This is a genomic window from Advenella sp. S44 (genome assembly GCF_002810445.1).
Lineage (GTDB): Bacteria > Pseudomonadota > Gammaproteobacteria > Burkholderiales > Burkholderiaceae_B > Advenella.
The window spans coordinates 30,091-42,302 of record NZ_NEXS01000005.1; the positions used below are offsets into that span (position 1 = coordinate 30,091).

At 54.6% G+C, this 12,212-nt stretch carries 12 protein-coding genes; 3 read left to right on the top strand and 9 right to left on the bottom strand.

Going from position 1 to position 12,212, the window contains the following annotated elements:
- Window positions 1-392: 392 nt before the first annotated feature.
- The 5 genes from CAP48_RS11750 to CAP48_RS11770 all read right to left on the bottom strand — a co-directional run bounded on the left by CAP48_RS11750 (window position 393) and on the right by CAP48_RS11770 (window position 5,217).
- Entirely contained in the window at window positions 393-1,187 is a 795-nt protein-coding gene (locus tag CAP48_RS11750; protein ID WP_100696936.1) for an ABC transporter ATP-binding protein, read from the bottom strand.
- Window position 1,188: 1 nt separating this feature from the next.
- Window positions 1,189-2,079 (bottom strand): ABC transporter permease, encoded by an 891-nt coding sequence (locus CAP48_RS11755; protein WP_100696938.1) that lies wholly within the window; start codon window positions 2,077-2,079, stop codon window positions 1,189-1,191.
- A gap of 68 nt (window positions 2,080-2,147) precedes the next feature.
- Complete coding sequence (locus CAP48_RS11760) at window positions 2,148-3,119, bottom strand: ABC transporter substrate-binding protein (protein WP_100696940.1); 972 nt, start codon at window positions 3,117-3,119, stop codon at window positions 2,148-2,150.
- Window positions 3,120-3,246: 127 nt separating this feature from the next.
- Window positions 3,247-4,029, bottom strand: coding sequence for a spermidine synthase (locus tag CAP48_RS11765; protein WP_192871328.1), 783 nt, complete (start codon window positions 4,027-4,029; stop codon window positions 3,247-3,249).
- A gap of 6 nt (window positions 4,030-4,035) precedes the next feature.
- Window positions 4,036-5,217, bottom strand: a complete 1,182-nt coding sequence (locus CAP48_RS11770; protein WP_100696942.1) for an acetyl-CoA C-acyltransferase family protein — start codon at window positions 5,215-5,217, stop codon at window positions 4,036-4,038.
- A gap of 97 nt (window positions 5,218-5,314) precedes the next feature.
- Here CAP48_RS11770 and xth point away from each other — a divergent pair, with 97 nt between their 5' ends.
- Window positions 5,315-6,097, top strand: coding sequence for an exodeoxyribonuclease III (gene xth / locus CAP48_RS11775; protein WP_100696944.1), 783 nt, complete (start codon window positions 5,315-5,317; stop codon window positions 6,095-6,097).
- A 147-nt stretch (window positions 6,098-6,244) separates the two neighbouring features.
- Here xth and CAP48_RS11780 read toward each other — a convergent pair whose 3' ends face one another.
- Both CAP48_RS11780 and CAP48_RS11785 read right to left on the bottom strand, forming a co-directional pair.
- Window positions 6,245-6,820 carry a hypothetical protein gene (locus tag CAP48_RS11780; protein WP_100696946.1) on the bottom strand — a complete coding sequence of 192 codons (576 nt, stop codon included), beginning with the start codon at window positions 6,818-6,820 and terminating at the stop codon, window positions 6,245-6,247.
- Window positions 6,821-6,906: 86 nt separating this feature from the next.
- Window positions 6,907-7,632, bottom strand: coding sequence for a pseudouridine synthase (locus CAP48_RS11785; RefSeq protein ID WP_100696948.1), 726 nt, complete (start codon window positions 7,630-7,632; stop codon window positions 6,907-6,909).
- Window positions 7,633-7,758: 126 nt separating this feature from the next.
- Between CAP48_RS11785 and CAP48_RS11790 the strand changes: the two genes are divergently transcribed.
- Window positions 7,759-8,328 (top strand): chorismate lyase, encoded by a 570-nt coding sequence (locus CAP48_RS11790; RefSeq protein ID WP_100696949.1) that lies wholly within the window; start codon window positions 7,759-7,761, stop codon window positions 8,326-8,328.
- A 204-nt stretch (window positions 8,329-8,532) separates the two neighbouring features.
- On the opposite strand, the gene CAP48_RS11795 is transcribed toward CAP48_RS11790, so the two are convergent.
- Both CAP48_RS11795 and CAP48_RS11800 read right to left on the bottom strand, forming a co-directional pair.
- On the bottom strand, window positions 8,533-8,871 hold the full coding sequence (locus CAP48_RS11795) for a P-II family nitrogen regulator (RefSeq protein WP_100696950.1): 339 nt from the start codon (window positions 8,869-8,871) through the stop codon (window positions 8,533-8,535).
- Window positions 8,872-8,948: 77 nt separating this feature from the next.
- Entirely contained in the window at window positions 8,949-10,610 is a 1,662-nt protein-coding gene (locus CAP48_RS11800; protein ID WP_100696951.1) for an NAD+ synthase, read from the bottom strand.
- A 115-nt stretch (window positions 10,611-10,725) separates the two neighbouring features.
- On the opposite strand from CAP48_RS11800, the gene argH reads away from it, so the two are divergent.
- A complete protein-coding gene (gene argH, locus CAP48_RS11805; protein WP_100696952.1) occupies window positions 10,726-12,138 on the top strand; it encodes an argininosuccinate lyase in 1,413 nt (470 codons plus the stop codon).
- The last annotated feature ends 74 nt before the right edge of the window (window positions 12,139-12,212 follow it).

A 12,212-nucleotide genomic window follows, 5' to 3' on the forward strand; every position in this document is an offset into this window, starting at 1 on the left:
ATTGCCTAAGCAAATACTATTTAGTATAAACCCTTAAGTATTAGGGGTTTCTATCGGCTCGGAGACGATTTTGTGAACACAGCAAGATCATTAATACCCTGCTAACCGTAAAGGGTAAACCGGCTAACCGTCATGTGACGCACAGCGCAGTGTTCTCGCGTCATGGGTATTCACCCGCTTGCGAGTTCTGCGCCACCAGCTTAGGCCTAAAAATAACATGGCGTCATAAATTTTGCTGCCATACGCCGCGTGAGGCAGCAATATCGGCCATTTGCCATTTGAATCTTTCATTTGTCATTCGCATTTTTCAATTGCATTTGTTACTTGCGTCTGTTACTCGCGTCAGCCAACTTTGCATTTATCACTTGACGGCGGTTTGACCCACCCGGACGTCAGTCAAGCAACAAGGCGTCGTCGGTGATCTGCTCTCCCCTGACCTTCTCAAACATTTGCAACAGGTCGGTGACGGTCATATCGCGGCGTTGTTCACCGGACACATCCAGCACGACCCGTCCCTGATGAAGCATAATGGTACGCTCGCCGACTTCCAGCGCCTGCTTCATGCTGTGCGTTACCATCATGGTGGTCAGTTTCTGCTCGGTCACGATTTTTTCCGTCAGATCCAGTACAAACTGCGCAGTACGTGGATCGAGCGCGGCAGTATGTTCGTCCAGCAGCAGAATTTTACTTGGCTGCAATGCCGCCATCAACAGGCTTACCGCCTGGCGTTGGCCGCCCGATAGCAGACCAATACGATCAGTCAGCCGGGACTCCAGCCCCAGGCCCAGGATCGACAGCCGCTCGCGGAATAATTGCCGCAAATCAGCGCGCAAAGCCGGACGAAGGCCGCGTGCACCGCCGCGGCAATAGGCCAGCGACATATTTTCTTCGATTGTGAGGTCCTCACAGGTGCCGGCCATGGGATCCTGGAACACACGCGCCACACTGTTCGCCCGTTGCCAGACGCTCTTGCGAGTCACGTCCTCGTTGTTAATCTGTATCGTACCGGTGTCCACCATGAGTTCGCCCGACACTGCATTCAGAAAGGTGGACTTGCCTGCCCCGTTGGATCCGATAACGGTCACAAACTGTCCTTCGGGGATGGTCAGCGACAAACCACGCAAGGCGCGGGTTTCAATGGGCGTGCCGGCATTGAAGGTAATGTGCAGGTTTTGTGCATTTAACATATCAGGCACGTCCTTTGAATCGCAGGTTGCGACGAAGTTTGGGCAAAATCAATGCAATGGCCACCAGTAGTGCCGTAATAAGGTTAAGGTCCTGTGCCTTCAGACCAATGAAATCGCTGTTGAGCGCCAGCGCGATAAAGAATCGATACAGAATGGCGCCGACGATGACGGCCAGAGTAATGAAAAGAAAGCGCCTTGCCGGCAAAATGCTTTCGCCCACAATAACGGCAGCCAGGCCAATGACGATGGTTCCGATGCCCATGGAAATATCAGAGCCGCCCTGAGACTGGGCAAACATCGCCCCGCCCAGGCCGACCAGTGCGTTGGACAGCGCCATGCCGATAAGTACCATGCGGCCGGTCGAAACACCCTGTGCGCGGGCCATCCGCAAATTTGATCCGGTCGACCGCATCGCCAGACCGGAGCGTGTTGAAAAATAGGCGTCGATCAGGACTTTGGCTACAATCACCACAATGAACAGCAATGCCGGACGCCAGACAAAATCGTCAATGGCTGCCGGTTGCGTGAGGGTAAACACGGTGTCACTGGTGATGAGCGGGATATTGGGGCCTCCCATGATGCGCAAGTTGATCGAATACAGTGCCGTCATCATCAAGATGCTGGCCAGCAGATCCATAATCCCCAATTTGACATTGAGCCAGCCGGTAATCATTCCCGCAAAGCCACAGACAAGCATGGCGGCCGCACTGGCCAAAAACGGATCGTAGCCGCTGCTGACCAGCAGCGCGGATACGGCGCCGCCCGTAGCGAACGTGCCATCGACTGTCAGATCGGGAAATCGCAGGACGCGAAATGAAATGAACACACCCATTGCGACCAGACCGTAGATTAAACCGAGCTCGAGCGCACCAAGGGAAGAAAAAAGAGACATGTTAAGAACTTGTGATCAAATAAAAAAGCCTGAGATAAGCCCAGGCCTCAGAAAAGAGTGATAACGGGTTATTTCACAACCACTTTGGCGCTTTTGATAACGTCTTCACTCAATGTAACGCCTTGTTTTTGCGCAGCGCCCGGGTTGACGAACAGTTCCAGCATTTTGCTGGTTTCGGATGGAATGCTGCCAGGCTTCTCGCCTTTCAGGATACGCGCCACGATTGTACCAGTCTGAACCCCCAGGTCCTTGTAGTTGATGCCCAGGGCAGCAATGGCGCCGCGCTTGACGCTATCGGTATCCGATGCAATCAGCGGAATCTTGGACTCATTGCCGACCTTGACCAGCGCTTCGTAGGCCGACACCACGTTGTTGTCGGTATTGGTATAGATGACATCGACCTTGCCAGCCAGGCTGCGTGCAGCAGATCCGACGTCCACCGAACGCGGCGCAGACGCTTCAACAAGCGTCATGTCTGATTTGGGAAGCAATTGCTTCAGGCGCTTGACCACCACGCTGGAATTGGCTTCGCCCGGATTGTAAACGATGCCCACGCGCTTGGCCTGGGGCAATATCTGCTTGATCAATTCGATTTGTTTTTCCAGAACCAGCTCGTCGGAGGCACCGGTGACATTGGCGCCAGTCGCTTCCATGGATTTGACCAGTTGTGCGGCTATCGGGTCTGTCACTGCCGAATACACGACCGGGATGGTTTTAGTCGCGGCAATTACCGCCTGGGCCGACGGTGTGCCAATGGCGACAATAGCGTCGGGCGTCTCACCGATAAACTGGCGTGCTATCTGGGCCGCTGTGCCGGTATTGCCCTGTGCGCTCTGGTACTTCCATTTCAGATTTTTGCCTTCTTCAAAACCTTCCTTGGCCAGACCTTCCTTGACGCCATCGCGTACGGCGTCCAGCGCCGGATGTTCGACGATTGCCGTTACCGCAACGAATTTGTCTGCTGCCTGGGCTGCACCCGCAAGCAAGGTGGCAGAAACGAGTGCCGTTGAAAGACAAAAAGTAAACGTGCCCTTAATCATAACTACTCCTGAATGACATGTTCTGAACCCGGTGATTCTGGCACAGCGCAAGGCTTTGCGCCAGTGGTGTTAACGAGAATAATTGACCGGTGACGGATCGTTGCCGGGCGTCTGAAAGCGTCGGCCTTTAAAAACAGATCAGCTCGCCGCCCTTGTCGTTTTCGCTCAGCAGTGTTTTGAGCCAGCCGGTTGCGGGCAAGCGGTACAGGCTTTGTACCAGCCGGGCACGTTGCTGCAGTTGCGAGCGCGTCACCTGCAATGGCGGACCGCTGAAGGCGATAACAATCCGGTTGCCGTCTACGGTTTCCGGAAACAGGATGACACGGTCATCAAAGGCGCGTCTGATATTGCGGATATTTTTGCGAAAACTGCCATGGTGTCCGAAAAGATTGATCGTTACCACACCCAGATCACGGCATACCTTGCGGCATCCCTGATAAAACTCGGCAGAGGAACATACCGGGCCCTGCGCGGTGTAGTCATACAAATCCACCATCAGCACGCCATAGCCATTGTCATTGAACGGATCCAGCACCCAATCGTATGCATCCTGGTGGACGACCTGGCACGAGCCTGTCTGCCTCAGGGCAAAAGCCGATTCGCAGATTGCCGTCACCTGAGGATTCCATTCGACGGTAACGATATCGCTATCGAAATGATGTTGACAAAACCGTGTCAAAGAGCCGGCTCCCAAGCCCAGGATACCGATATCCCGATCAACGGGTGGAGCAAGAAACAGGAGCCAGGCCATCATTTGTTGGGTGTATTCGAACTCCAGCTTTTCGGGGCGGGCAACCCGCATGGCGCCCTGAATCCATTCACTATTGAAATGCAGGTAGCGCACACCCTGAGACTCCGAGATCATTGGATCATCGTAGTCCGGATGCGGCTGCCTTCTTGAAACGGTCATGCGAATTCAAACCCGCTCGAAAATGGCGGCAATGCCCTGTCCGCCTCCAATGCACATTGTCACTAGTGCATAGCGTCCGCCAATGCGTTGCAGTTCATGCAAAGCCTTGACCGTAATAATGGCGCCGGTCGCGCCCACCGGATGACCCAGTCCGATACCGCTGCCGTTGGGGTTGACTTTGGCCGGATCCAATCCCAGTTGCTGCGAAACCGCGCAAGCCTGAGCGGCGAAGGCTTCGTTGGCCTCGATAACGTCCATATCTTCAATGCTCAGCCCTGCCCTGGCCAGGGCATTGCGGGTTGCGGGTACCGGACCGATGCCCATCAGGCGCGGGTCAACGCCGGCATGGCCGTAGGATACAAGGCGTGCCAGCGGTTTTGCGCCATGGGACTTAACCATCTCGCCATTCATGAGCACAAGCGCGGCTGCGCCATCGTTAATACCCGAGGCATTGCCTGCCGTTACCGTGCCCTCTTCTTTCACAAAGACCGGCTTGAGAGTCAACAGATTTTCCAGCGTAACATCGCGGCGCACGTGTTCATCCGTGTCAAAAACAACCTCGCCCTTACGCGATTTCATTACCACCGGTACGATTTGCTCCTTGAAGTAACCTTTATCAATTGCGTTGGCTGCGCGCTGGTGCGAAGCCAGGGCCAATTCGTCCTGTTGCTGGCGGGAAACGCCATATTCCTTAGCCACGTTCTCAGCTGTGACACCCATATGCATTTTTTCGAAGGGGTCCGACAAAGCGCCGGTCAGCATGTCCTGCATGACGCTGTCACCCATTCTTGCCCCAAACCGGTGTGCCGGCGCAATATAAGGCGCTTTGCTCATATTTTCGACACCACCGGCAATCGCGATGCGGGCATCTCCTAGCAGCAGCGTCTGAGCAGCCGAGACAATCGCCTGCAGGCCAGAGCCACAAAGACGATTGACATTGAGCGCAGGCGTACCCTGGGCCACGCCGGCAGTAACAGCAGCGTAACGCGACAAATACATATCGCGGGGTTCTGTATTGAGAACATGCCCGAGGGCCACGTGATCGATCTCTTCACCCGTGACGGCAGCCCGTTCCATGGCAGCGCGGATGACCGTCGTGCCAAGTTCACCGGGACTGACATTTTTCAGACTTCCACCAAAACCGCCAATGGCAGTGCGAATACCGGATACCACGAAAACGTCTGGCATGATAATTCCTTTTTTTGAATGAAGAGAAGCGAATCATAACGCATCCGGCTTACAATGGACGCCCGCTGTTTGTGTTCAACGGAAAATCAGGATCGCTATGAAAATTGCTACTTGGAATGTCAATTCGCTCACCGTACGTCTGCCCCAGGTGCTGGCCTGGCTGGATCAGCACAGTATTGATATATTATGTATCCAGGAACTCAAGCAGATCAATGAGAAGTTCCCGAGGGATGCCTTCCAGGAGCTGGGCTACGATGCCGTCTGGACCGGTCAGAAAACGTATAATGGTGTTGCCATTCTCTCGCGTTCTTCGCTGGAAGATGTCATTGTCAACAATCCGCTTTACCCCGATACTCAGCAGCGTCTGATTACTGCCACCTGCCATACAAGCGCGGGCCCGTTGCGTGTCATTTGCGCCTATTGTCCCAATGGCAGCGCGGTGGACAGCGAGAAATACAATTACAAACTGGAATGGTACGCAGCGCTTAACCAGTTTGTTGAAGCGCAGATGAAGTTGTATCCAAACCTGGCCATCTGTGGTGACTACAACATTGCGCCCGAAGACCGGGATGTACACGCCAAATACTCTGGAGACATTCTGATTTCGCCAAAAGAACGGGCCGCCTTGCAGGCGCTCAGTGGTCTTGGCCTGACCGATTCTTTCCGTCTGTTTGATCAGGAAGAGAAGCTTTTCAGTTGGTGGGACTATCGGATGATGGGTTTTCGTCGCAACGCAGGCCTTCGCATTGACCATATACTATTGACGCCCTCGCTGGCGCAACATTGTACGGGCTGCATTATTGACAAGGCGCCACGCGGCAATGAACAGCCTTCAGATCATGCACCGGTGGTTGCCTCGCTTTCTTTGTCATTTGCCTGATCGGATACCGGCGTCAGTGCCGGCCCGCAACGAGCGCAAGAAAATCAAAAAGGCCGGAGTTATTCCGGCTTTTTCTTATCTGCAGCGCACGGCATTGTGATGGCCTTGCGAGCAGGAATGCTTATTGGAAACCCTATTCTGGATAACCTATTCGCCGTCCAGGATCTGGTCTTCAAAGCTGGTGGCTGCCTGTTCGCTGGACATGGGTACATAAAGGACACCCGAGGTAATAGGCTTGCCGATATTGATGATTGAGATCAGGCGATTTTTCTGCGTGACGGCAAAGCTCTTTCCAATATTGCTGCTGGTCAGGCTGGCCAGACGCTGCTTGCCGGTTGTAGAAAATTCCAGTTTTACAAAGGCTTTGCCTTCGCTGTTGCGGGTGGCCACGGCATTTTGCAAATCATTGCGAGTCAAAGTCTGGGTGGGATCTACATAGACAAGGACATCATTTTGGCGCACGGCCGTGTAGCCCTGAACCGGCGTACGTGATGCCACATACATAATAAGCGAAGACGAAGCCACGGAACTGGATGGCGTAGGCGGTTTGGACGCCGCGTCAGTATTGCCCTGTGCGGACGAAGGCGGTGGCGTCGTTGGCACATCGCTGATTGGCGTGCCGCCGCTTGGGCGCTTCTTGACCAAATGATCCATGGTGTCGCAACCTGCCAGGGTTAGCGTGGCAGCGAGCGCGGCAAAATATACCCCTTTTCTGATCTGCATGATCTGTTTCCTTGATATCAGGTGAGAGAGTTATGGCGCCATTATAAGATATTGTTGCAAATTCTCATGGGCAGTTTTCTCACCACTCACAAAAAGCGCTCATGGCTTTTGAGATAACGCCACTTGCCGGGCGGCAGATCCGCCAGCGCCACGTTCCCCATTCTGACCCGTTTGAGACCAATCACAGTCAACCCCACCATCTGGCACATGCGGCGAATCTGCCGTTTCTTGCCTTCCTGCAAAATAAATTTGAGCTGATCGTCGTTCTGCCAGCTTACCTGGGCGGGACGCAGCACATCTCCATCCAACGACAGCCCGTGGTTAAGCAGTTGCAGCCCATTACCGCTGATTCTGCCTTCAACGCGAACCAGATATTCCTTTTCCACTTCGGAGTCTTCTCCGATCAGTTGCCGGGCAATGCGACCGTCCTGGGTCAAGACCAGCAGCCCCTGGGAGTCGATATCCAGCCTGCCGGCCGGCGCCAGACCGCGCAAATGCGACGCATTGAACGCATGCTTGTCGCGATCATATTGACGATCGGGCGTAATCAGCGTCGCTGCCGGACGGTAACCGTCTTCGGCCTGGCCTGATACATATCCGACCGGCTTATTCAAGATAATCGTCACGCGGGCCGTCTGTCTTGCCTGCGCAGATTTGTCCAGTGTGATCGCCTGATTGGGGAACGCTTTCTCTCCCAGGGTAGCAACCCGCCCGTCCACGCGGACCCAGCCGCGCTCAATGTAGGCGTCGGCTTCACGTCGTGAGCATAGCCCTCGCTCGGCAAGCAGTTTTGATATTCTTGTCTTTTCCATTTGATTCCGTTTGCGTATGCAAATTTGCTATAGTGTGTTTCTTTGTCCGGAAGCACCGGACGTTTCAATTCAAACGTGATTATTTAAGATCACGTTTTGCTTGCAGGCTTTGATATCCCGCGACCCATGAAGCATGACCCAATAAGCCCCGGCTGGCTGAGCCGACCTCCACCGAAACTTGATGCTGTCCAAAAATACTGGCTTTCCCGTCCTGGCCCGCTGACTCAGGGTTTGCGTCGCCAGGGGCAGGTCCGCATCCAGGTAGTTGGTGAGTTCGCTGAAGTCGTCAGCACAGACGAAGCGCTGACCATCAGAAAGCAAGCCAATACGGTAGTCTGGGTCCGGGAAATTTTCATGTCTATTGACGGCACGCCAGCGGTCGTTGCCCGCAGCATTACGCCCCTGGACGCCTCCCGGTCGGTGTGGCAGGCAATGCGCCAGCTTCGCACCCGGCCGTTGGCGGATATTCTGTATCACGACCCGGCTATTGTACGATCAGTGTTCGAGTCATGCATAGCAAAATCACCAATGCCGATATTTAAAGCGGTTGCCCGCGCCGGGCAACTGCCCCCGCCCTGGCAAGCAACATTGCCCACTCGCCGTTCGGTTTTCTGGAAAAATGGCCAGCCCTTGCAAGTGACCGAGTGTTTTCTACCAGCCTTCTGGTCACAGCTGCTCAGGCATCCGAAGGCATAACATAGTTGCTCCGGCATTCGATGCCTAAATAATGCTGCTCAGGGGTTCGAAGGTCTAGCGCCACTGCTGTCGCAGCCTAAGGTTTGAACAGCCGGCTGCGGCTTGCGCCGGCCGCAGATTCGACCAAAACCGTGACAGTGGTATTTCACCCGTTCTTTCACAGATCACAGATGTAATAGAAACAGCGATTGGATGAAGTCGCGATTACAGTGCGTTGTCGTCCTGCTCACCGGTGCGAATACGAATCGCACGCTCGACCGGCGTGACAAAGATTTTTCCGTCGCCGATTTTACCGGTACGCGCTGCCTTGATAATGGCTTCAATGGCTGATTCAACCAGGCTGTCGGCAATGACGACTTCGACCCGAACTTTGGGAAGAAAATCCACCACGTATTCGGCACCACGGTAAAGCTCTGTGTGCCCTTTCTGACGGCCAAACCCCTTGACTTCCGCAACGGTCAGACCGCTTACACCGATATCTGCCAAAGACTCACGAACTTCGTCCAGCTTGAAGGGCTTAATGATGGCTGTAATTAATTTCACGTAGTTTCCTTTACCTTTACGGCGTTTCCTGCCGCTTTTTTACTGGAAAAGAATAGCATATTTTTGAATATTGCAGCCTAGAATCGATAGCCGTTCGTTATCGGGAATCTCCAATCCCGGCCAAAGGCGCGAGTGGTTATTTTCGGCCCCGGCGATCCCTGGCGCCGCTTATATTCATTTATCCGTAGCAGGCGTGCAACCTTTTCGACGTCGTCGCGAGCCAGGCCGGTGCCAACGATGGCCTCTACTGAATCATTGTGCTCCATCAGATGCTCAAGAATGGCATCCAGTACTTCATACGGAGGCAAACTGTCCTGATCTGTCTGGTCTTCGCGCAGCTCCGCAGACGGTGGGCGCGTAATGATGCGTTCGGGAATCATGGCCGACTGGCTATTGCGCCAGTTGGCCAGTTGGTAGACCAATGTTTTGGGAATGTCTTTCAAAGGCGCGTAGCCGCCGACCATATCACCGTACAGCGTGCAATAGCCTGTTGCCAGTTCAGACTTGTTGCCGGTGGTTAACACGATTGCGTTGAATTTGTTGGATAAAGCCATCAGCAGCGCGCCGCGGATACGGGCCTGCAGATTCTCTTCGGTCGTATCCTGGGGCAAGTCGCCAAAGACAGGAGCCAGCGCGTCAAGATAGCTGTCGAACATTGGCGCAATAGCAATTTCATCATAATGTACACCGACTTGCCGGGCCATTAGCTGCGCATCGTTGATTGAGATATCAGCGGTAAAGCGTGACGGCATCATAACGGCATGCAGGTTTTCCGCGCCGATCGCGTCAATCGCAATGGCCAGTACGACAGCCGAGTCAATGCCGCCAGACAGTCCGATCACTGCTTTCTTAAAGAAATTTTTACGCAGATAATCGCGCGTGCCCATGACCAGCGCGCGCCAGATTTCTGCTTCGGCGGGTTCAGTGTCCTGCGACTGCAGTGTTGCCGACGTCTCCTCTGCCAGCGGGAGTGGCGCCTGTGCCTGGAGCTGGCCGGATGAGGACACTTGTACGCGTCCCATCGATTCGCAGAAACCATTTAGCTGGGCAACGACGGCACCCCGCCTGTCCATTGCGAATGAGTGACCATCAAAGATCAGCTCATCCTGCCCGCCCACCAGGTTACAGTAAATGGCAGCCATGCCCGCATCGCACACGTTTCGGCGCACGACGCCAAGGCGGATATCGTGCTTGCGCACCACATAGGGCGAGGCATTCAGCACCAGCAGGGTTTGTGCTCCGGCCTCTCTTGCTGCAGCGGCGGCGCCTGCAAACCAGATATCCTCACAAATGGCCACGCCAAAAGTATGCTGCCTGACGGTAAATACCAGCGGCTTGCGGCCCGCGATGAAATACCGCTTTTCATCAAAAACCGAATAGTTGGGCAACTCCTGTTTCAGGTAGGTACCCAGCTTGTCGCCGTTGAGCAATACACTGGCCGCGTTGTATGTACCCTTGTCGGTATTGACAACATGGCCGAGCACCACATGCAGGTTTGTCAATGGCGAGAGCGCCTGTTGCAGGGACTGCAGCGCAGCCTGCTGGTCGGCAAGGAACTGACAGCGCAGCAGAAGATCTTCAGGTGCGTAGCCGGTAAGCGCCAGCTCAGGCAACAGCAGGATGTCATGGCCCTGCTTGTGCGCCAATGCCGCTGCCTGAAGGATTCGGGCGGCGTTGCCCGCCAGATCACCGACTTTTTGGTTGATTTGTGCAAACGCGACACTCACCGCTGGTTCCATTATCCTGCTCTGTTTCTTTTGCAAACCATCGATTATCACACAAGCATCTGAAATCAGCGTCTAAAATACCGCTGATTATCGCAAAATACCGACATTGGACAGATCAACACACACTATGACAGATAGCCCCAACCCAACCAATCAATTCGACAAAAAAGCCCAGGCCTGGTCGGCCCGTTTCTCTGAACCCGTATCCGAACTGGTCAAGCGCTATACTGCCTCGGTCGATTTCGACAAGCGCCTGGCTCGTTTTGACATTCAGGGTTCGCTGGCTCATGCCACGATGCTGGCCACAACCGGCGTCATCAGCCGTGACGATCTGGCCGCCATTGAAAGCGGTATGCAGCAGATATTGCAGGAAATTGATGCCGGCACGTTCACCTGGCTGCTGGATCTGGAAGATGTACACCTTAATATCGAAAAGCGCCTGGTCGAACTCATTGGCGATGCCGGCAAACGCCTGCACACCGGACGCTCGCGTAATGATCAGGTGGCAACCGACATTCGCCTGTGGCTGCGTTCGGAAATTGACCTGTCCCTTGAACTGATAACGGCCCTGCGTCGCGCACTGGCCCAGGTCGCGCTGGAGCATCATGATACGATTATGCCGGGCTTTACGCATTTGCAGGTCGCGCAACCGGTGACTTTCGGGCACCATTTGCTGGCCTATGCCGAGATGTTTGCTCGCGATGCCGAGCGACTGATTGATTGTCGCAAGCGCTGTAACCGGCTTCCACTCGGCGCGGCAGCGCTGGCGGGCACCTCGTACCCTATTGACCGCGAACAGGTTGCAACACTGCTGGAATTTGACGGCGTTTGCCGCAATTCTCTGGACGCGGTGTCGGACCGTGACTTTGCCATCGAGTTTTGTGCGGCAGTTGCCCTTGTGATGACCCATATTTCCCGACTGTCGGAAGAGCTCATTTTGTGGATGAGCCCGCGTATTGGTTTTATCGATCTGGCTGATCGCTTTTGCACGGGCAGTTCCATCATGCCGCAAAAGAAAAATCCCGATGTGCCGGAACTGGCTCGCGGCAAAACCGGCAGGGTCAACGGTAACCTGATCGCGCTGCTTACCCTGATGAAAGGTCAGCCACTGGCGTATAACAAGGACAATCAAGAAGACAAGGAAGGCCTGTTCGATTCGGCAGATACCCTGCGCGATACACTGACAATATTTGCTGATATGGTCGGTGGCATCCGGGTACGCAAGCAGGCCATGCGCGATGCCGCCCTAATGGGATTTTCGACCGCCACCGACCTGGCTGATTATTTGGTCAAGAAGGGCCTGCCCTTTCGCGACGCTCACGAAACCGTGGCATTGGCCGTGCGGCATTGCGAAGAGCAGCAATGCGATCTGGCTGACCTGACACTGGAAGAGATGCGCAAATTCAATGCGTCGATTGATAGCGACGTGTTCAACGTACTCACGCTGGATGGTTCAGTTTCTGCACGCGCCCATATTGGCGGCACTGCCCCTTCGCGCGTGAAGGAAGAAGCCGAACGCGTCCTGGCCGAGCTGGCCTGATCAACGCTGTATTAATTTGGTATTAGCGGCGCTTGGGTATCCACGACCAGGCGCCGTTTTTATCACACCGCGTC